The sequence below is a fragment of the Pseudomonadota bacterium genome, assembly GCA_010028905.1.
Taxonomy (GTDB): domain Bacteria; phylum Vulcanimicrobiota; class Xenobia; order RGZZ01; family RGZZ01; genus RGZZ01.
Genome location: RGZZ01000001.1, coordinates 22,771 through 43,556, shown reverse-complemented (window position 1 = coordinate 43,556; position 20,786 = coordinate 22,771). Strand labels below are relative to the sequence as shown.

Here is a 20,786-nt window from a genome sequence, read left to right as displayed (position 1 = left end):
GCTAGATCTCGACCTCGGCGGGCATCACGATGGTCTCATCCTGCGAAGCGGGCGGGGTGGGCACGCTGGCCTTCACCACGCGCCATCCCGGGTGCACGAGGCGCCCCTTGAACGGCGGATCGCCCGTGACATTGCCCACGAGTCGAATGGCGCTGGCGTCGAAACCGACCTCGACGGTGAGGTTGTCGCCCTCTTTCTCGACCCGCACGGGCTGCAGCTCGATGTACTCGCGCAGCGCCTTGCGACAGCCGCGGTGCACGCCCTTCGAGGCCGCGCCCACCTGGGCGTCGCTGTAGCCATCGATGTCTTCCATGAGGAAGTCGACGAAACGGGCCTCGCGCTGCAGCAGCGAGAGCACGGCCGCCACGGCGCCGAGCCCAGGCTCGGCCGATGGCCCCTTGCCCGGCTTCTTGCCGGCTCCTTCCTTCGACGGAGGCGGCGCGGCGGCCGTGGGGATCTGCCTGCCCGCGCGTACGGCCTCATAGGCCTGCCGCACAGCGTCGGCAATGGCTCCGTTGAAGATGATGAGAAAGAACATCTTGAATGCAAGAACGAGTCTGGACACTGCGGTCACCTTTGCGCAGCGAGACCACGTGGCGGTCATCGCTTGTCATTGACGGCCCTTGTTCCGAGGCGACGCCTCAGGAAAAGCCGAGGGAGAGTTAAGGAAGAGGGGCAAAAGTCCTCCCTGCGCCTCTTCAGCCCGCACCGAGAGGAGGCGCCTCGTGCCCCACCGCCACGCAGGCTTGGTGAGCACCGCGACATCGCGCGAAGCAGGACCTCGGTGGGAATGCTCCAATCCTAGAGAAGGCCGGTTCCACCGGCAACGGAGGTATGCCGGTGCTTCCCTGCACCCAGTGCGGCAACACGGTGGTCGTCGACGAAGGCTCCACCTTCGTGCGATGCTTCAACTGCAACCAGGCGGCGTTTGCCTGTGACGACCGCCTCGTGCCGTTCTTCCGCCTACGCCCGACCCTCGACCTCATCGAGGCCACGGCCCTCATGAAGGGCTGGATGGAGGCGCAGGCCGGTCCCGCGAAGCTGAACGGCGAGATGGCGTTCGGCCAGGCAAAGGCCTATGAGTTCCTTTTCTGGAGCTTCAGTGGCGGGGAGATCGGATACGATCGCCAGAGCCTCGTGCCCGCCGTCAAGACCGTGCTCCGAGAGCTGCGAAACGTCGAGATCCCCGCCCGCTTCGTCGTGCCGGAACCCAGCTACGACGGTGACGAGGAGACGGCCGCGCCCACCGTGCCCCTCGAGTCTGCCCTGTCCCAGGTCGGTGGCACAGAGGAAGACGGGCTTCAGACCTGGCTGATACGCGTGCCCCTCTTCGAGTTCCCGTATAACTACAACGGGCGCTCCTACCGCATCATTGTCGACGGTCTGTCTGGCCAGTGCCTGGTCGACCGCTTTCCGAGAAGGCCCGTGAGCACGTGGCTGACCGTCATGGCCGCCTGCATCGCCGCGTTCGCGGTGGAAGGCTGGGTTTTGTGGGGAAGCGGCCCATGGCTCGCAGCCGCCTACCTGTTCACGGCTGTTCCCGCGGCGGCCATCACCTGGTCGATCATGCGCAAGCGCCGCGAAGCCGAGGAGTGAGAGAACGCCGCTTGCGGCAAGCGCTCAGCGCTTGCCGCCCTTGGCGTCGGCGACGGTCTGCGCAATGTGGTCGAAATCGTTGAAGAACAGCTCCTCGACGCGAACCACCTTCTTGCCATCGGTGATGGCCAGCGTGCGGTAGAGCTTCCCGGTGCGCGGCAGGGAGAACGCGGCCAGCGCCCACGAGAACGCGACGCTCTCCTTGCCGTGTGTGTAGACGAGCCCGTCGGGATTGATGACGAGCTTTCTCCCCAGGTTCTTCGAGATGACGAAGGCCGTGAAGGCCACGATGCCGATTCCGAAGACGAGCGGCAGGATGCTGAACAGCAGCAGGAACGGCAGGTTTCCCGCGCCGGGGAACTTGTTGATGTAGTACACACCGTTCCAGATGGAGTACAAGGCCACGATCACGGGCGCGACGCCGAGAATCATGGCTTTCTGGGTCAATCCGGAGGAGAAGGAGACGCTCTGCTTTGCCATGGGGGCTGTATTCATCACTCCTGGAACCAAACCCTGCCACAGCACTCGGGCTGTTCATCGTGGCGCCAATGAGGTTTGTAAAGAAACTTTACAGAAAACTTACTTCAACCAGGATTCCATTCCTGGTTGGCCAGGTCTAAGACAGAAAGACAGCCCCCAGAGCAGATAGCAAGGAGGCAAGCGACATGACGGCAGCATGCCGAACGACGCGGCACCAGCAGCGTGGCTTCACACTCGTGGAGCTCCTTACCGTACTCGTCATCATCGGCCTGCTGGCCGCCATCCTCATGCCTCGCTTCGCGCGAGCCCGCTTCGTGGCCCAGTTCACGGCCTGCCAGGGCAACATGAACACCGTCGCCAAGGCCGTCAACCTCTACGCCAACGACAACGGTCAGCAGCTGCCCAGTACCCTGACGCTGCTCACCACGGCCACGTCTGGCACCCGACCCTACCTTCCAAACAAGCTCAACTGTCCGAGCAATGGTGCGTCGTACACCTATGCCTACAGCACCGGCACCCTCTTCACACTGTACTGCCAGGGCGTTCACTCCACCGTGGTCTCCGACCTGTGCGGTGCAGGATACCCACAGTACGTCACCAGCGGAATCGTGCTGAAATGACCCATTGCGCGTCTCTCGTTACGTAGACGCGCAAGCAGAACAGAGTAAAAGACCCTGAAGGATTTCAGGAGCCTCCGCAAAAACATGCCAGAAAAGCGCTTGCGGAGGCTTGTCTGGCATGCATTTGAAACGTCGCTCGGCACGAGGCTTCACCCTCGTCGAACTGCTCACGGTACTCGTCATCATCGGCCTGCTGGCCGCCATCCTCATGCCTCGCTTCGCGCGAGCCCGCTTCGTGGCCCAGTTCACGGCCTGCCAGGGCAACCTGAACACCATCGCCAAGGCCGTCAACCTCTACGCCAACGACAACGGCCAGCAGCTGCCCAGCGCCCTGACGCTGCTCACCACGGCCACGTCTGGCACCCGTCCCTACCTGCCTTCGAACATCATCTGCCCAAGCAACGGCGCGACCTACACCTACTCGTACAGCACCGGCACCATGTTCACCCTGTTCTGCCAGGGCGTGCACTCCACCGTGGTCTCTGACCTGTGCAGCCCGGGCTACCCCCAGTACGTCACCAGCGGCATCCTGCTGAAGTAGACCGCGTCAGCGACGCTTCGCCACAAACGTGGGGAAGAGGCGCGCGCGGTCATACGTCACGTCTTCGACCTCGAACCCGGCCTCACCCAGCTGGGCGCGAGTCTGGGCTTCGGTTCGAAGGCAGCTGAACCGCACCCCGATTACGTCCGCGAACAGAATGCGCTGCAGCCTCGCCTCGTCTGCGTCAATCGCGGTGCCGTCCCACTCATCTGCCGTCGTGAGCGCACTCGTGACGAGCGTGCCTCCTTTACGGATTCGATGGCGGAACGCGCGGTAGAGGGCCACGACCCGCGCATCATCCGGCTCGTAGATGTTCAAGCCGTTGCTGGTGAGCACGTCGAGCTCGTCGTCACCCCGATCCCAGCCATCCTCCCGTCGGAACGCGGCGCGCGAGAACAGGCCGCGCCGCTCGGCGTTGGCGGCAGCCTGGCGCAGCGATTCTGCGTCGAGATCGATGCCCACGAGCTCGAACTCGCCGACCCCGCTGAAGTCGAGGGAGAGCAGGTCGTCCATGAGACCGCAGGGGAGTGAGCCCAGGCGAGCCCCATCACGCACCCTGGCCTGCAGGGCGCGCTGGAACACGACGAAGCGCTCCTGCGTGGCGCGACACAAGGGGAGCTCGAGCATTCTCCGCTCGAGCGCCGTGTAGGGGCGGCCGCTCTCGTCGGCCCCCTTCTCACGCCCCACGGTCGGGTGATACACCACCGCGAAGCCGGTGAACCAGCCGTTCCATCCGCGGTTGACCAGCATGAACCGGCCCATGGGGAACTCGGTGAGCCCCTCGAGCAGCGCGAGCTGCTCGTCGACCGTGACGTGGGGGAGGTCGCCGGCAGCGACGATGCGCGCCCGAGCGGCGGAGACGACGGCTTCGAGGTCAGGGGGTTCAACGGCATGCGTGATCATGCTGCTCTCGTTCGCCATCGAGGTCGACACCGCCTCGTCACCTCTCCGACGTATCCTGGCTCGGGTCGCCGGCCTGCCAGGACCGAAGGCCTCGAACCCGAAATCGCAGCGCAGATGCCGTTCTCCCTCCCCCGCGTGAGCGTTCTCCTCCCCGTCCGCAACGAAGCCCCTCGACTGGCGCGCGCCTTGCGAAGCCTGCAGCGGCAGCGTCTCACCGACTGGGAGTGCGTCATCGTCGATGACGGCTCCACAGACGGCTCCCGCCAGATCGCGGAGCGCTTCGCGCAGGCAGACGAGCGGTTCGTCGTGTCGGCACAGGCGCATGGCGGCCTCGTCTCGGCGCTGAACCGCGGTCTCGAGCAATGCCGCGCGCCCGTGGTCGCCCGCATGGACGGCGACGATGCATGCCATCGCGATCGGCTAGCAGCGCAGCTGGCCTGGCTCTCGGCCCACCCGGACATCGACGTGGTGTCTTGCTTCGTGCGCCTGTTCCCCAGACGGGTGCTGCGCGTCGGACTGCTGCGCTATGAGGCGTGGCTCAACAGCCTCATCACGCCTGAGCGTATCGCGGCGGACTTCTTCGTCGAGAGCCCGGTGGCGCATCCATCCGTGATGATGCGTCGCGCAGCGCTGATCGCGGCCGGCGGCTACATCGACAATGGCTGGCCAGAAGACTACGACCTCTTCCTGCGCCTGCACCTTCGAGGCGCGCGCTTCGCAAAGGTGCCGCAAACCCTGTTCTTCTGGTGCGAGCGCGCGGAGCGATACACCCGAACAAGCCCGGTCTGCAGCGTCGACGCCATCATCAGATGCAAGCTCGCGCACCTGCGCGCGCAGGTGCCCGGGGCGGTGGCCCTTCGAGGGGGAGGACCCACCGGGCGGCAGCTTATGCGACGCATGCGAACGCTCGGGTGGGACGTGCAGCGCATCGTCGATGTAGACCCGGACCGCATCGGACAGCGCATCGACGGCATACCGGTCGTGTCGACCGACGACGAGACCGCGCGGCGCCTGCCCCTGCTCGTGGCCGTGGGCGTCGCGGGCGCCCGTGAGCAGATACGGGCCGAGCTCTCGGCCCAGGGACGCGTGGAAGGACGCGACCACTGGTTCCTGGCCTGACCCGGATCAGCCCCGGACGTCAGCAGATCTGATCGAGGATCTCCTCGAGGGAGGCCTTCACGCACGTGAACATGGGGGTGTCTCGCAGCGTGAAGTTGCTGGCCTCGGTGTACCGCAGGCGATGCACGAGGTCGACGAACTCCTGTGGGAAGTCGCTGTCGAACGAGACCACGAACTCCTGATCGTCGATGCCGTACGAGTACGAGGTGTTGATGCGCACGCCCTTGAACGGCTCGCTGGCGAAGATGTGCTCGTCCATCATGCCCTGACGGGCGTGGGGCGTGAGGTCGTACCAGGGGCGCGTCTTGATGAAGGGGTACACGAACAGGTACTGTCCCTCGCCGGGCAGCATCTCGACCCCGTGACCGCTTCCCTGCACGCGATTGACGTACTGGCTGCGCTTCTGCATGGCGAGGAAGTTGTAGGGCTGCGTGAGGTAGCCGGCCAGGCGCGTGCGATTGATGGCCGCCTGCGACTCCTGGAAGTCGCGCACATCGAAGGCGATGCGCCAGAGCATGAAGTCGACCTCTGCGCGCATGCCCACCAGGCTGTAGGTGCGCTGGATGCGCACCTCACCCTCCCACTGCTGCACAGACCCCAGGAACTCGGCGCGTGCCGACGCCTTCTCCTCGGCCGACAGGCGGCGGAACGCGGGGTCGAGCTTGAAGAACGCGTAGTTGAGGTACTGGCGCTTCACGCGGTCCGGCTCGCGGTGGGTGACCTGCCCGCTGGGATCGAGATCGACGGTGCGCCTTGCGGGGCGCCCCGCGGGCGGCGCGGCCCCATTCGACTCTGATGCGTGCGTGCTCTGCTCTGCGGCCATGGCCCCTCCAACGGTGTTCGCTCTGCCCGCGCGCGGGAAGCCTCGGCGAGATGCATCTCTGGCGTCCTGGCGGGAGTACGGGGTTCGCTCCCCCAGGGTGGTCTCCTCTCTTCCGCAGGCTCCTCCTTCCAGGAACCGGCGCTGGGGGCGAAGAAACCCCCCGACGCTTCGCGGGGTCTGACCGCCGACATCGGCTCGCGCGTACGGGGCTCACGACACCGCCGCTCCGCGCCAGCCACCCCACATCCCCCGAATGCCCGGAGGTTCCCATGAGAAAACGCTTCCTCAGCCTGCTGCTCATCGCGCTGCTGACCACGCTCCTGCCGATGACCGGCGCCCACGCCGATGACGAGGAGGACGATGGCCGTCCTCGAGGGTTCATCAAGCAGCCCTACAACGCGAAGCCGCCGCAAGAGCATCATGACGGCATCACCGCAAGCGAGTGGACCTTCCAGACGGAAGGCGACCAGGGGAGCGCCCGCGGCAAGGTGCGCGTGTCGTGCTACTCCGATGACAAGGACAGCTTCCGCATGGACCTGAGCGGCATGAAGACCCGCTCGGTCTACACGGTGTGGTTCACGACCTCCGGCCGCGCCGGCGCCGAGCGGGCCGGAATCGGAAACCCGCCCTTCTCGTTCAAGACCGGTGGCGGGGGCAACGTGCTCTACCAGGCGCCGCTCAGCTCCTGTCCGCTGGGGAAGTACAAGTGGGTCGAGGTCCGCCTGCATCCGGACGGCGACGCGAGCAATGTCGAAGGCAGCGTGCGCGTGCTCAAGGCGCGCATGCACCAGGAGTGAACCCCATGCCGCAGCTCATCGAGTGCGTCCCGAACTTCAGCGAGGGCCGTGACCCCGCCGTCATCGATGCCATCGCATCCGCCATTCGCGGTGTGAGCGGCGTCCAGCTGCTCGACATCGATCCGGGCGCCGACACCAACCGCACCGTCATGACCTTCGTGGGGCCGCCTGAAGACGTGATCGAAGCCGCCTTCCAGGCCATCAAGACAGCGGCCGCGCGCATCGACATGCGTCGGCACAGCGGGGCGCATCCACGCATGGGCGCCACTGACGTCTGCCCGCTCATCCCCATCGAAGGCGTCGACATCGCCACGTGCGTGAAGCTCGCCGAGCGCCTGGGAGAGCGGGTGGGGCGTGAGCTCGCCATCCCGGTGTTCCTGTACGAGTACGCCGCGCGCAACGAGGAGCGCCGCAACCTCGCGAACATCCGCGCGGGCGAATACGAAGGGCTCGAGCGAAAGCTCGCCGATCCGCGCTGGGCCCCCGATTTCGGTGACGGGTTCAACGCCCAGGCGGGGGCGACGGTCATCGGCGCCCGCGAGTTCCTGATCGCCTACAACGTCAACCTCAACACCCGCGACAAGAAGATCGCCAGCGACATCGCCCTCAGTGTTCGCGAGTCCGGACGCCTTGCCCGAGACGATGACGGCAACCCGATCTCCCTGCCGGACGGTAGCCAGGCCCGGGTGCCCGGCATGCTCGAGCACGTGAAGGCCGTGGGCTGGTACATCGAGGCCTACAAGCAGGCGCAGGTCTCCATCAACCTCACCAACTTCAAGGTGAGCCCCCCGCACGTGGTCTTCGACGCCATTCGCGCCGAAGCTGAGAAGCGCGGCGTTCTCGTCACGGGCAGCGAGCTGGTGGGGCTCATCCCCCTCGAGGCGCTGACAGCAGCCGGACGGCACTACCTGCTGAAGGCGAACCGATCTCCTGGCGTGAGCGAGGAGGAGCTGGTCGAGACGGCCATCCGATCGCTGGGGCTCGACCAGCTGGGGCCCTTCGACCCCGCGCAGAAGGTCATCGAGTATCGCTTCCGCTCTCTCTCCGGACCATTGGCGTCGCTCCCGGTACGCGCGTTCGCCAACGTCACCGCGAGCGACGCGCCGGCCCCCGGCGGCGGCAGCGTGTCGGCCCTGGCGGGCGCGCTCGCGGCCTCGCTGGTGGCCATGGTGGCCAACCTCACCGCCAACGGCCTGTCGGTCTATCAGCGCCGCAAGCCCGACGGAACCGCGCTCTTCGAGCGCATGTGCGCGCTGGCTGAAGACGCGCAGCAGCTCAAGGACGGGCTGCTGGGCGGTGTCGATCGCGACACGGAGGCCTTCAACGTGCTCATGGGCGCGATGCGCGAGAAGGCCGAGACAGACGCCGAGAAGGCCGCGAAGCGACAGGCCGTGGCCGACGCGACGAAAGGCGCCATCGCAGCCCCGCTCGAGACCATGCGACTGGCGTGCAGGGCCGCGGCCCTGGCCTGCACGGTGGGCGAGCAGGGGAATCCCAATGCGCTCAGCGACGCCGGCGTGGCGGGAGCGCTCGCCCTGGCGGCGGCGCAGGGTGCGTGGTACAACGTGTGCATCAACCTGAAGGGTCTCTGCCAGCACCGCCTCACCGTCACGAATCGTCTCTTCGACACATGATGATCTCCCTCGTCGCGGCGGCGCGCGCGCCGCTCGCGGCACAAGTCCAGTAGAGCAGAGGTACCCCATGAACAAGGCCAGCATCAGAGACATCGACGTTCGCGGCAAGTGCGTGCTCGTGCGCGTCGACTTCAACGTTCCCCTCGATCACGGCAAGGTGGCCGACGACACCCGTCTCCTCGCCGCCCTGCCCACCATCCGCCACATCATCGACAACGGCGGACGGGTGGTGCTGATGTCGCACCTGGGAAGACCGAAGGGCAAGGTGAACGCCGACCTGCGCCTCGCTCCCGTCGCTGAGCGCCTGGCGATCCTGCTCACGCGCCCGGTCACCGCACTCGACGACTGCGTTGGCGAGCGGGTGGAACAAGCGGTGAAGTGGGCTCCGCCCGCCAGCGTGATGCTCCTCGAGAACCTGCGCTTCTACGCCGAGGAGGAGAAGAATGACCCGGCGTTTGCCGCGCAGCTGGCGAAGCTGGGCGACATCTACTGCAACGACGCGTTCGGCAGCGCGCACCGCGCCCACGCATCGACCGCGGGGGTGTGCGACCATCTGCCATCGTACGCGGGCCTGCTGATGGAGAAGGAGATCACCTTCCTCGGAAAGGTGCTGCACGACCCGGCCCACCCCTTCGTGTCCATTCTCGGCGGGGCCAAGGTGGCCGACAAGATCGCGGTTCTGAAGAACCTCCTGGGGCCGGTCGACCGCTTCATCATCGGCGGCGGCATGGCGTTCACGTTCCTGCACGTCGAGGGAAAGAAGATCGGGCGCTCCCTGCTCGATCCGAACCCGGAGAACGCCCGCGCGTTCCTCGAGGAGGCGCGGGCCCTCGGCAAGCAGGTGCTGCTGCCCGTCGACGTCGTGGTGGCGCCCGCCCTTGCCGACGGCGTGCCCACGCAGGTGGTCTCGGTCGATGCGATCCCCGACGACATGATGGGCCTCGATATCGGTCCGAGATCTGTGGAGCGCTTCGCGGCCGCCCTGGCCGACAGTCGCACGGTGCTGTGGAACGGCCCCATGGGCGTCTTTGAGAACCCCCTGTTCGCCGACGGCACGAAGCGGCTGGCCGAAGTGGTGGCCAGCACGCAGGCCACCACCGTGCTGGGCGGTGGCGATACCGCGGCCGCCGCAGAGCAGATGGGGGTTGCCGCGAAGATGACGCACATCTCGACGGGCGGGGGCGCGTCCCTCGAGTTCCTCGAGGGACGCGAGCTCCCCGGCGTGGCGCGCCTCCTCGACGCTGACGCAAAGGTAGGTGGCTAGCGATGCAACGCATTCCCCTTCTTGCCGGCAACTGGAAGATGCACAAGACGGTGCGCGACGCCGTTGGTCTCGTCGAGGCCCTCTGCGAGCGACTCGACGTTCCCGGGCACGCCAGCGATCGAGAGGTGCTGGTGTGCCCGCCGTTCACTGCGCTGAGCGCGGTGAACGCCATCGTCTCCCGAAAAGGTCGAATCCGCCTGGGCTGCCAGAACGTCTGGTGGGCCGAGAAGGGGGCCTTCACGGGCGAGGTCTCGGCCGAGATGGCCAAGGATGCAGGGTGCCGCTACGTCATCGTGGGCCACTCCGAGCGACGGGCGCTCTTCGGCGACACCGACGCCCTCTGCCAGAAGAAGGTGCGGGCGGTGCTCGACTGGGGCATGTCGGCGATTCTGTGCGTCGGTGAATCCCTCGAGGAGCGTGAAGCGGGGCTGACCCGAAGCAAGGTCGAGGGTCAGGTGCGAGCGGGCCTCGCGGGGGTGTCGACAGCCGAGGGCGATCACCTGGTCATCGCCTACGAGCCCATCTGGGCCATCGGCACGGGCAAGAGCGACACCCCGCAGAACGCAAACGAGACCTGCGGCCACATCCGCAGCGTGCTCGGTGAGGTGCTGGGCGAGTCGGTGGCGGCGAAGATCCGCATCCAGTACGGGGGCAGCGTGAAGCCAGACAACATCGACGCCTACATGGCCCAGCCCCACATCGACGGCGCCCTGGTGGGAGGCGCCAGCCTCGAAGCGGCCTCGTTCCTGCGCATCGTCGAGTTCCACTGACGCAGGGGGTTCAGCGCGCGTCGTCTCGCGCTGAACTCCTGCGCACCAAAAAAAGGGGTTCCCGACCCGGCGAAGAATAGGCGCGGGTTCGTCGCGAGATGAAGCGTCCACACGGGCTCTCCCGTTGTCGACGCAAGGCGCCGCCGCTTATCGCAGAGGCGGCGCGGCAGGCCCGAACGGCCCCTGCCCGCACCGCACGAATCCGCATCCTTTCTGGTATCCAAAGGAGATTTGAATCTTGCTTCCCCAGCTCTATCTCAACCTCTGCATCAAGTCCTGGGCATTCCTGGCGCAGGCCGTGCCCGCCGCCCCAGCCGCCTCTGGCGTTCCCGCTGGCGTTGCCCCAGGCGCTCCTCCCGCGCTGCCGGGCGCCGTCGCATCCGGCCTGCCTGCCGCAGCGCCACCCACGCTCCCGGCCGCTGTCGCATCCGGCCTTCCGGCCGCTGCGCCGCCCACGCTTCCGGGGGCAGGCGTTCCGCAGATGCCCATGACCGTCGCTCCCCAGGTGAACACCATGGTGCCTCCCATCGAGGCGCAGAGCAGCGCACACCCTGTGCTGCACGGCCTGCTCCTGACCGTGTACTTCCTCACCTGCATCGGCCTGGTCGGCTGCGTCATGTTCCAGACCACCAAGAACGAGGGGCTGTCCGGTGTGATCGGCGGCACCGTGAGCTCGTCTGTGTTCCGGGGCAAGAAGAGCGCCGACGAGCAGCTCAGCCAGTGGACAACCCGCTTCGCAGTGCTGTTCATCGTGCTCTCGCTGGTGCTCTGGCTGGGCTGGGGCCGCGCCGCGCGAGCGATCTGAGCGACGCTCCACGTTGACGCCGATGCCCCCCCGAGCGACCCGCAGGTTCCCGCTGGCGGGGCTCTGCATCTTTGCGCTTGCAACGCTCTCGCTGGGGGCACTCGGGTGCTGGAAGAGCGACCCGCACACCACGGTCAGAATCGCCATCGCGGGTAGTGGCGCGCCAGGCGTGAGTCCGCTCTACGATCGCGCCCCCGACGCCATGGTGGTTCAAGACGCCATGTTCCGCGGATTCCTCACCTATGCGGCCAACGGCTCGCTGCGCGCGGAGTGGGCCACCGACGTTCCGAGCGTCACGAGCGGAACCTTTCGCGGAAACACGCACATCGCCGCCTACACGTTCCGTCTTCGCAAGGGGGCCACGTTCAGCGACGGCCAGCCGATGACGTTCGACGACTTCATGTTCACCTACCGCGTGCTGATGCACCCGCTGTTCATGAAGGGACATGCGTGGTGGTCGTCGGCCATCAAGGGGTTCACCCAGGCTGGAGACACGCTCACCTTCACCGTCGACCGGACCGCGGTGCACGACGCCCTCGACATCTTTCCCCTTCCCCGCCACCTTCTCGAGCAGACGCTGAATCGCGATGTGCGCAACTTCTCATCAGCGCCGTTCCATCAGTCGCCGGTGGGCGATGGGCCATTTCGGTTCAAGAGCCGCGCTTCAAACCGCATCGACCTCGAGCGCAACCCGAGCTACCAGCCGCGGCCAACCGCACTCGAGCACGCCACGTTCCAGTTCTACGAGACCCCACAGGCCGCGCTCGACGCCCTTACGAGCAACGCGGTCGACGTGATTGACCGCGTCCCCGCCGAAGAGGTCGCCCGTCGTCAGTGGCCGGAAGGAGGAGCACATACGGTCGTCATGACCCCAGGTCCGCGGCTCGTCTGTCTCGTGTTCAACACCCGCATAGCCCCCTTCGCCGCCGCGGAGGCGCGTCGCGCTCTGGCGCAGGCCACCAATCGCATCGCCATCGTGCAGGCGCTCGGAACGGCCCGCGCGGTTGCAGCCGACTCGTGGCTGCAGCCCAATCGGCTGGGCAGCCTTCCAACCTTCGCCGCCTACAGCGGTGACGTCGAGAAAGCCCGCAAGACCCTTTCCGAGGCGGGTCTGAAGACCATCAACGGCAAGCTCGAGACGGCGGGTGCAGGTGACGCTGCGCGCCCCCCTGTCGACGTTCGCCTGCTGCTCGACGCAGAGAGCCCGGATATGGTTGCAACGGCAGAGAACGTGAAGAAGAGCTGGGAACGCCTCGGCCTCACTGTGACCATCGATGGGCGCCCGCACTCGTCGTATGTGGCGGCCATCCATGAAGGTGCCTACACAGTTGCGCTGCAAGCCATCGAGGTGTACCCGTGGACCCTCCCCAGCACCTATCTCGCGGAAGACGCCATCCCCAGCCAGCGCAACAACTTCCACGGCGAGAACATCAGCCGCTGGGCCTCCCCGGAGAACACGCGGCTGCTGTCACAGATCGGCGCGCAGCCCTGTCCAGCAGGGGCCACGAACCCCGTTGCCAGCCACCAGCGCCTTCTGGCCCGAGAGGTGCCCCTGCTCCCTCTCTACTTCACGCCCCTTGCCACCGTCTTTCGCAGCGACCTCGAGGGCGTCTCTCCGCGAACATTTGGAAGCATCACCTGGAACATCGAGGAGTGGAAATGGAAATGAAGAGCGATGCAGATCTGACCTCCCTGGGCTTCGAGACCCGAGCAATCCACGCTGGACAAGCGCCAGAAGGCCTCACCGGCGCGGTGAGCGTCCCCATCTTCCAGACCTCGACCTACGCGCAGGAGGCCCTGGGCAAGCCCTACCAGGGCATCTACGAGTACGCGCGCACCGAGAACCCCACGCGCAAAGCCCTCGAGACCTGCATCGCATCCCTCGAGGGGGGCGAGTACGGCCTCGCGTTCTCGTCCGGCCTCGCCGCCACCAACAACCTCATGAACCTGCTCAAGGCCGGCGATCACGTCATCGTGGGCGATGACGTGTACGGCGGAACCTATCGCCTGTTCACGCGCGTGTTCGAGAAGTTCGGCCTGACGTTCGATTTCGTCGACACCGCTGACGCCGCGGCGCTCGAATCGCGCGTTCGACCGAACACCCGCATGCTCTGGATCGAGACGCCCACCAATCCGCTGCTCAAGCTCACCGATCTCGAGGCCGCAGCCGCCTTCTGCCGGCGCCACAACCTGATCTCCGTTGTCGACAACACGTTCATGAGCCCGTACAACCAGCGCCCGCTCGAGGCCGGAATCGACATCGTGGTGCACAGCGCCACGAAGTACCTGGGCGGTCACAGCGACGTTGTCCTGGGACTGATGGCCACCCGCTCAAAGGAGATCTTCGAGAACCAGAAGTTTCACCAGAATGCCGTTGGGGCGGTGTGCGGGCCGTTCGATGCCTTTCTCGTGATGCGCGGCCTCAAGACACTGGCGGTTCGCATGGAGCGCCATGCGGCAAACGCGACGATCCTGGCCGGACTTCTCAGCGCGCACGAGGGCGTAGAGCGGGTCTACTACCCCGGGCTGCCGTCAGATCCCCAGCACGCCCTGGCGAAGCGGCAGATGCGCACGTCCGGCGGCATGATCTCGTTCGTGGTTCGCGGGGGGCTCGAGGCCGCACGAGCCTTCATGGAGAGCCTGAAGATCTTCACCCTGGCCGAGAGCCTGGGCGGCGTGGAATCGCTGGCCGACCATCCGGCCATCATGACCCACGCCAGCATCCCCCCCGCCCGCCGCGCAGAGCTCGGCATCACCGACGGGCTGGTTCGCCTGTCGGTGGGCATCGAATCCATCGACGACCTTCGGGCTGACGTGACACAGGCCCTCGAAGCCGCGGCACGCGTGGCCGGCCGCAGTGCGGCATCTGTCTGAGACCCACTACGAGAGAAATCAAATGCGCCAGCTCCACGCGACCGTACTGACCGCCAGCCTGCTCTGGGTGGGAGCGCTCTCCCACGCCTGGAGCGCCCCCACCGCCGCGCCTTCCCCTGCGTCGTCGCCGCCGACGCGCGCCAGCGAGAGAACGGCGACCTCGCCCTTCGCCGACGCGCCGGGCAAGGAGAAGTTCCCGGACGCCTCCGCCATCATCCTGAAGGACGACATCCAGGCGACAATCAATGCCGATGGCACGTCTGAATTGGTGGAGTACGACGCCATCAAGGTTCTCGACCGCAACGGCGTCGAGCGCTTCGGGCGGACGTCCCGCGTGTACGACTCGAGAACAGAGACCCTCGAGGTGACCGAAGCCCGGGTCACCAGCCCATCCGGGCAGGTGACGACCGTTCCCGCAAGCGCGGTCACCGACGCTGTTGCGAGCGGATTCACGCACTCCCCGCTGTATCAGCGCCTGCACATGAAGACCATCACGTTCGGCGAGGTGGCCGAAGGCGCGGTGGTCGAGTTCAAGCTCACCCATCGCCGTCGCGTGCCGTGGCCCGCGAAGCGCTTCTGGGAGATCTCGTACACCCAGGACTTCGAGCCCATCGTCGACACGCGCTTCACCCTCGACACGCCCGATCGGCTCGCCGTCGAGATCGCCACGCCCGGCATGCTCGGGCTCCAGCCCGATGAGGTGAAACGCTTTAACGGGCGCACGGTTCTGCGCTGGCATCTCGAGAACCGCCCCGCCCTCGCACAAGAAGCCGCCATGCCCCCCTTGCGCCAGATCTCCACGCAGATCCAGGTCAGCAGCTTCACCTCGTGGGATGACTTCGCGACCTGGGCACGAACAGTCTGGGAGGCGGCCCTCGCCCCGGATGCCGGCATCACCGCGAAGACCGCGGCCCTCGTGAGCCGGCAGACCACTGACGACGGGCGCATCCGCGCCATCATGGCCTGGCTCGACAAGGAGAAGCCCCTGGCCAAGGGCGAGGTCGACCTCGACACGCTGCCTCCCGCCACCGCGGCTGAAGCCTTCAAGGCCGTCGATCTCGTGGCCCAGGACCGTGCCGTGCTTCTCGCGGCCATGCTTCGCGCGGCCAACGTCCGTGCCTACCCCGCCCTCGTCGCCACCTCCGACTACGGTGATCCTACCCGAGGCACACCGTCGCTGCAGCAGTTCAACCGCGTTCTCGTCGCCGTGGCTACACCTGCCGGGTGGCAGTGGCTCGACCCCGCGGCGAGCGCGCCTGGCGTGCTGGGTCCCGGACGCAACGACCGCCCGGCCCTGGTTCTCAACGGCCAGGGGCAGCTCACCACCACAGAGCTGACGCCCCCGCACGCAAACCGCGAGGAGATCCGGGGGGTGGCGCGTCTCGACACCGATGGGTCGATGGAGACGCGTCTGGTTCTCACCGAGCATGGCGCGAACAACATCCTCTGGCGCTCGATGGTGAACAGCACCAGCCAGAAGGAGCAGCAGCAAGTCTTCCAGCTCATCGTGGCCAACATCAATCCGACCGCCGTGCTGCGCGACTTCTACGTGCCGAGCTCGAGCGATGGCCCGCTGCAGCTGACCATCGGCTTCGAGGAGTCGCGCGCGGGAAGCCGCCCCAGCGACGGTGAGGGGTTCCAGTTCGCCATTCCCCTTACGCCGCAGCGACGCCTCATCAGCTACGCCGAGCTGCCTGCCGACCGTCGCAAGTATCCGGTCGTGCTGGGCTCCACCACCTATGAAGAGCGACGGCTCGACATCGTGATCCCCTCAGGGTGGACCGTGAAGACACTCCCCCACTCGGTGACCCGCAGCAACACTGTGGGCTCTCTTCAGATCGACGTTCGCGCCGATGCGCGAGGCATCCACTACTTCAGCCGCATCGTGCTGAGGCATCCCGAGGTCACCCTGGCCCAGTATCCGCAGCTCAAGGAGCTCATGGACCTGATGGCGACAGCAACGAAAGAGCGGGTGGTCCTGATCCCGCCGCCAACCCGGTCGACCCCGCGGTGAGCATCGAAACCGCCTGTTTCAGCGCGCATGGTGCGGCCCCCGCAAAGCTGAACCTGGCACTCGAGATCACGGGGGTCACCCCAGACGGCTTCCACGGCCTGCGCTCGATCATGATCAGTCTCGAGCTTGCAGACCGACTCTCCATCGAGGGTCGCGGTCCACTGTCATCGTCACCGAACGTCCGCTTGCGTGTCAGCGGCGGCGGTGAAGATGTCCCCGTCGATGGCAGCAATCTCGTTGTCCGGGCGATCATGGCCTACATCAGCGCCACGGGCGGCCGAGCCCCCGCAGAGCTCGACGTGGCTCTCACCAAGCGCATCCCTTCGCAGGCCGGGCTGGGGGGAGGCAGCGCAGATGCCGGCGCCGCACTGCGCATGCTTGCTGAGATGGCCACGAGCAGCGCTACGTCGCCGCTCTCGCGACCTGCTCTCCTCGAGGTGGCAGCCCGCCTCGGCTCAGACGTGCCGTTCATGGTGGAGGGTGGGGCCGCACTGGCCGAAGGGCGCGGCGAGCGCCTCACGGCGCTGCGCGTGCCAGAGGCCTTCTGGGCGGTTCTGGTGCAGCCGGAAGAGCGCATCCCCACGGCCTGGTGCTACCGACGATGGGACGAGCTCACGGGAGGACGCCCCTCGCCCGCGGCCCAGGGTCGCGTCGATGCTGTCTTGCACGCGTTGCAGACGGGAGATCTGGCAGGGGTTGCGGCGAACTTGTACAATGACCTCCAGGATGCGGTGATGGAGCGCTACCCTCACCTCGAGACGATTCTGCTGACCCTCAGGGAAGGCGGTTGCGAGGGGGCGCTGATGACCGGAAGCGGCTCGGTCTTCTTCGGCCTCGCTCGGAACCGGGCGGCCGCGCGTGAAGCCGCGGCGCTCATCCGCGGGCGCGGCCTGGGTCACACCTTGATCACTCGAACATGGCGGGAGGTACGATGAGCAGCGTGGTCAACGCAATCGTGCTGGCCGGCGGATCGCTGGAAGAGTGCCTGCGACCTGTGGTGCCGCTCGTCAAGCACAAGGCGTGGATTCCTCTGGGCGGTCGGCTCATGGTCGAGCGCGTGCTCGACGCCCTCGATGGCTGTCGCAGCCGCATCGGGCAGCGCGTTCTCGTGGCGCGGAAGGAAGACGTTCCCCCCGCCATCCTCGCGCGCGTCGATCGGGTGGCTGAACCGGGCAGCACGCTCATCCAGTCGGTGGAGAACGGCATGCGCGCCGTTGTTGACAGCAGCGCGCCGCTCCTCGCCATCCCCTGCGATATGTGCTTTCTCGAGCCGGGCAGCATCGTCGACTTCCTCGACCGATGCGTGAAGCGCCCCGCTGAGGTTCACTATTCCTATGTGCGGCGCGAGACCTCGGAGTCGCGCTACCCCGGACTGCGACACACGTGGGTGAAGATGCGAGAAGGCACCTTCTGCGGCGGCGGGCTCGTTCTGCTCACGTCTGAATCGGTGACGCGTGCGCAGGCCTTCATCGACCGCATGACCGTCGCGCGCAAGCGTCCCTGGAAGCTGGCCGGGATTCTGGGGCCGAAGATCATCTTCAAGCTCCTCCTGGGCATGCTCTCGGTGCGCGACGCCGAAGAGCGCATGTCGCTGCTCATGCAGGCAGAGACCGTGGGCATCGAGAGCCCTTGCCCGGATGTGGGCTTCAACGTCGACGCCCCCGAAGAGCTTGCCACCGCCCGTCGACTGGCCGAAGCGGGGTCTTAGCATGTACGGCATCGATCGATCGGCACCGTCAAACGGATCTCGCGTTGTGGTGAGCGATGACCGCACGGTCAAGCCCGTCCTCGAAGCCATGGCCTCTGCCCTGCGGCTCTCCATCTCTCTCTGCGACAGCCAGGGCGACGCAGTTCTCTGTGTCACACACGGCGACGACCCGCTCCACCCGCTCCTTACAGGGCAGTCCTCTGCGCGGACCCGACTGATCGAAGCCGTCAGCGCCCCCCTGACCCGCGTCCCCCTGGCGGGAGAAGCACGGGCCTGGGTCCTTCCCGTCGAGGTTCACGGCCACCGCGTCAGCACCCTCATCTGCGGACCGACCTTCTCCAAGCGCCCCAGCGAGGCGCAGGTGGTCGCGCTGCTCGACGCCATCGGCCCACGCCTGCTTCTCACCCCGCGCCTCATGGCTGACGCAGCGATCGTGCCCGATGACCGACTGAGCGAGGTGGAAGCAAGCCTCGCCTCGCTGCGACAGGTGCTGCTCTCCCTCCTCGAAGAGCGGCGGCGACAGCATCGCACCGTGGGAACCCTCACCACCATTCACAAGATCGGTGAGATGGTGACCTCGAACCTTCGCCCCGACGACGTTCTCGAGAGCGTACTCGAGGGGGCGCTCGAGCTGCTGAGAGCGGAAGAAGGATCGGTGATGCTGCTCAACGCCGAGCGCACCGATCTCACCATCGCGGTCTCACGCGGCCTCAGCCCAGACATCGTGGCGTCGACTCGGGTGGCGATGGGCGAGGGGGTTTCCGGCCAGGTCGCACAGGAAGGCAAGGCGCGCATCCTTCCCAGCGGAAAGGCCCAGACGACGAGCGGCGAGGTCTTGAAGTCAGCGCTCTGCGTTCCCCTGGTATCTGGCGAGAAGGTCATCGGCGTGCTCAACATCAAGGGCCGTCGCGACGGCAGCGACTTCACCGAAGACGACCTGGCCCTCGTATCGATCATGGCTTCCCAGGCCGCGGCCGCCATCGCGAACGCACAGACCTACGACCGAGCCCGCAAGCGCGCCACCGAGATGAGCGCGCTGTTCTCCATCGGCACCGCCATCAACTCAGAGCTCGAGCGCAACCAGGTCCTGCAGCGCGTTCTCGACCACGCCATCGAGCTGCTCGACTCGACGCAAGGGTCGATCATGCTTCTCAACGAGGAGTCGCAGGAGCTCGTGGTCGAGGTCGCCTGCGGGCTGCCGGAGGAAGTGGTGAACAGCGTGCGCCTGCGTCTCGGCGAGGGCATCGCGGGGAAGGTCGCCAAATCCGGCAAGCCGCTGCTGCTGCACAAGGGCGAGCAGCACCACGACTCACGCAGCACCCGAGAGAAGCACTCAGCCCTATCGGTGCCCCTGCTCGTGCGCGACCGCGTCACCGGTGTCATCAACATCAGCGCCCGTCGCGACAGCGGAGACTTCACCGACGAGCACCTCCATCTTCTGGTCAACATGGCCAACCAGGCCGCCATCGCCATCGAGAACGCCAAGCTCCACAACGAGCTGCACGAGCTCTTCGTCTCGAGCATCACCGCCCTGGCCAACGCCATCGATGCCCGCGACCCCTACACCCGCGGGCACTCCGAGCGCGTGGCGGTCTACTCGGTGCGCATCGGCGAGCGCGTGGGGCTGTTCGGAAGAGATCTCGACTTCCTTCGCTATGCCTCGTTGCTGCACGATGTGGGCAAGATCAACATTCGCGACGAGATCCTCAACAAGCCGGGCCGCCTGACCGATGACGAGTTTGCGATCATGAAGCGTCACCCGGAGTACGGCGCGGCCATCATGATGCCCGTGAAGGCATTCCAGAAGATCATCCCGTTCATGTTCTACCACCACGAGCGCTACTGCTCGGGAGGAGGCTACCCCGTCGGGCTCAGCGGCGACGCCATCCCGCTCGAGGCGCGGGTCATCTCTGTGGCTGACGCCTACGACGCCATGACCAGCCATCGCCCCTACCGCAGGGCGCTCTCCATCGATCAGGCCGTCCAGGAGCTGATCAAGAACAGCGGCGCGCAGTTCGACCCCAAGCTGGTCGACATCTTCCTGCAGATCCTCGAAGAGGACCCGGTCTTCGCCCGAAGCGGAATCGAGGCGAGCTCGAGAGCCGAGACGGAAGGCTGGATTCGCGCATCGGTAAACGGGATGTTCAGCCCGCGTGGCGGGTCGCCCGTGAGCCCGCGCCCCCGCATCCCTTCGACCGGCTAGAGGCGCGGCCGAGCGTCCATGCGCTGCCCCGGCTCGGCAGGCCCATCTGTTCACACCGGGTTCACAACAAGCCCCTGAACCTTCCCTATACTCGTAGAAGAGGCCATTGCGTCCGCGCAGCCCATGCGAGCTGGCGTGGCGGTTGCGCAGCAGCGCTGGCCCGACCAGAGACGTGGGAGGATACCTCGGTGATACGTGACCTGACGTCGCAAGCTCCGAACCTGTTTGCGCGCCCCCAGCGGGTGAGCCTTGAAAAGCCCCAGGCGGGGCTGCTCGACACGTTCAAGCGCAGTGAGTACCAGGGAACCTCCGTATCCGAAGGCGTCACCACGGGCGCGGCCGTCGGGTCCGGATTTGGCACCATCTTCGGCGCCATCGCAGGCGGCGCGGCCGCCATCGGCGGCTCTGCCTATGCTGGTGCGCAGTTCGGCTCGCACTTCGGTCTGCCCGGCCTGATGATCGGTGGCGCAGCCGGACTGGCCGCCTCGACGCTCGAAGAGCGCTACCTCGGTGTCGGCACCAAGGCAGGGGCACTCGTCGGGTTCGCCGTGGGCGGTGTCATCGGCGGCGCTGTTGGCGGCGTGTTCGGCCTCTTCCACTGAGTCTCTTCCGGCCGTCTCCTCGCACACGGCCAG

At 66.6% G+C, this 20,786-nt stretch carries 20 protein-coding genes; 16 read left to right on the top strand and 4 right to left on the bottom strand.

What is annotated here, in order from left to right; genetic code table 11:
* Position 1 precedes the first annotated feature (1 nt).
* A complete protein-coding gene (locus EB084_00195; GenBank protein NDD26674.1) occupies positions 2–604 on the bottom strand; it encodes a DUF2760 domain-containing protein in 603 nt (200 codons plus the stop codon).
* 230 nt (positions 605–834) lie between these two features.
* Between EB084_00195 and EB084_00190 the strand changes: the two genes are divergently transcribed.
* Positions 835–1,596: a hypothetical protein gene (locus tag EB084_00190; GenBank protein NDD26673.1), complete on the top strand. Its 762-nt coding sequence runs from the start codon at positions 835–837 to the stop codon at positions 1,594–1,596.
* A 24-nt stretch (positions 1,597–1,620) separates the two neighbouring features.
* Here EB084_00190 and EB084_00185 read toward each other — a convergent pair whose 3' ends face one another.
* Complete coding sequence (locus EB084_00185) at positions 1,621–2,076, bottom strand: hypothetical protein (protein ID NDD26672.1); 456 nt, start codon at positions 2,074–2,076, stop codon at positions 1,621–1,623.
* Positions 2,077–2,261: 185 nt separating this feature from the next.
* Between EB084_00185 and EB084_00180 the strand changes: the two genes are divergently transcribed.
* Together EB084_00180 and EB084_00175 are read left to right on the top strand one after the other, a co-directional pair.
* Positions 2,262–2,696, top strand: a complete 435-nt coding sequence (locus EB084_00180; GenBank protein ID NDD26671.1) for a type II secretion system protein — start codon at positions 2,262–2,264, stop codon at positions 2,694–2,696.
* A gap of 118 nt (positions 2,697–2,814) precedes the next feature.
* The gene (locus EB084_00175) at positions 2,815–3,237 is read left to right on the top strand and encodes a type II secretion system protein (GenBank protein NDD26670.1); all 423 of its coding nucleotides are present in this window, start codon (positions 2,815–2,817) and stop codon (positions 3,235–3,237) included.
* Between the two features lie 6 nt (positions 3,238–3,243).
* On the opposite strand, the gene EB084_00170 is transcribed toward EB084_00175, so the two are convergent.
* Positions 3,244–4,170, bottom strand: coding sequence for a class I SAM-dependent methyltransferase (locus tag EB084_00170; GenBank protein NDD26669.1), 927 nt, complete (start codon positions 4,168–4,170; stop codon positions 3,244–3,246).
* Between the two features lie 84 nt (positions 4,171–4,254).
* Here EB084_00170 and EB084_00165 point away from each other — a divergent pair, with 84 nt between their 5' ends.
* Complete coding sequence (locus EB084_00165) at positions 4,255–5,259, top strand: glycosyltransferase (GenBank protein NDD26668.1); 1,005 nt, start codon at positions 4,255–4,257, stop codon at positions 5,257–5,259.
* A gap of 19 nt (positions 5,260–5,278) precedes the next feature.
* Here EB084_00165 and EB084_00160 read toward each other — a convergent pair whose 3' ends face one another.
* On the bottom strand, positions 5,279–6,082 hold the full coding sequence (locus EB084_00160) for a chlorite dismutase (protein NDD26667.1): 804 nt from the start codon (positions 6,080–6,082) through the stop codon (positions 5,279–5,281).
* 269 nt (positions 6,083–6,351) lie between these two features.
* Between EB084_00160 and EB084_00155 the strand changes: the two genes are divergently transcribed.
* The 12 genes from EB084_00155 to EB084_00100 all read left to right on the top strand — a co-directional run bounded on the left by EB084_00155 (position 6,352) and on the right by EB084_00100 (position 20,753).
* A complete protein-coding gene (locus tag EB084_00155; GenBank protein NDD26666.1) occupies positions 6,352–6,879 on the top strand; it encodes a hypothetical protein in 528 nt (175 codons plus the stop codon).
* Between the two features lie 5 nt (positions 6,880–6,884).
* The gene (gene ftcD, locus EB084_00150; GenBank protein NDD26665.1) at positions 6,885–8,513 is read left to right on the top strand and encodes a glutamate formimidoyltransferase; all 1,629 of its coding nucleotides are present in this window, start codon (positions 6,885–6,887) and stop codon (positions 8,511–8,513) included.
* A gap of 67 nt (positions 8,514–8,580) precedes the next feature.
* Positions 8,581–9,777, top strand: a complete 1,197-nt coding sequence (locus EB084_00145) for a phosphoglycerate kinase (GenBank protein ID NDD26664.1) — start codon at positions 8,581–8,583, stop codon at positions 9,775–9,777.
* Between the two features lie 2 nt (positions 9,778–9,779).
* On the top strand, positions 9,780–10,547 hold the full coding sequence (locus tag EB084_00140; protein ID NDD26663.1) for a triose-phosphate isomerase: 768 nt from the start codon (positions 9,780–9,782) through the stop codon (positions 10,545–10,547).
* A gap of 238 nt (positions 10,548–10,785) precedes the next feature.
* Entirely contained in the window at positions 10,786–11,352 is a 567-nt protein-coding gene (gene secG, locus EB084_00135) for a preprotein translocase subunit SecG (GenBank protein ID NDD26662.1), read from the top strand.
* Positions 11,353–11,374: 22 nt separating this feature from the next.
* A complete protein-coding gene (locus EB084_00130) occupies positions 11,375–13,021 on the top strand; it encodes a hypothetical protein (GenBank protein NDD26661.1) in 1,647 nt (548 codons plus the stop codon).
* Positions 13,018–14,226: a cystathionine gamma-synthase gene (locus tag EB084_00125; GenBank protein NDD26660.1), complete on the top strand. Its 1,209-nt coding sequence runs from the start codon at positions 13,018–13,020 to the stop codon at positions 14,224–14,226. Before EB084_00130 ends, EB084_00125 begins: the two co-directional genes overlap by 4 nt.
* 22 nt (positions 14,227–14,248) lie before the next feature.
* A complete protein-coding gene (locus EB084_00120) occupies positions 14,249–16,240 on the top strand; it encodes a DUF3857 domain-containing protein (GenBank protein ID NDD26659.1) in 1,992 nt (663 codons plus the stop codon).
* Positions 16,237–17,175, top strand: coding sequence for a 4-(cytidine 5'-diphospho)-2-C-methyl-D-erythritol kinase (ispE, locus tag EB084_00115; GenBank protein ID NDD26658.1), 939 nt, complete (start codon positions 16,237–16,239; stop codon positions 17,173–17,175). The genes EB084_00120 and ispE overlap by 4 nt, the downstream gene beginning before the upstream one ends.
* Complete coding sequence (locus EB084_00110) at positions 17,157–17,948, top strand: hypothetical protein (GenBank protein ID NDD26657.1); 792 nt, start codon at positions 17,157–17,159, stop codon at positions 17,946–17,948. The genes ispE and EB084_00110 overlap by 19 nt, the downstream gene beginning before the upstream one ends.
* Positions 17,878–20,151, top strand: a complete 2,274-nt coding sequence (locus EB084_00105; GenBank protein ID NDD26656.1) for a GAF domain-containing protein — start codon at positions 17,878–17,880, stop codon at positions 20,149–20,151. The genes EB084_00110 and EB084_00105 overlap by 71 nt, the downstream gene beginning before the upstream one ends.
* Before the next feature lie 188 nt (positions 20,152–20,339).
* The gene (locus EB084_00100) at positions 20,340–20,753 is read left to right on the top strand and encodes a hypothetical protein (protein NDD26655.1); all 414 of its coding nucleotides are present in this window, start codon (positions 20,340–20,342) and stop codon (positions 20,751–20,753) included.
* The last annotated feature ends 33 nt before the right edge of the window (positions 20,754–20,786 follow it).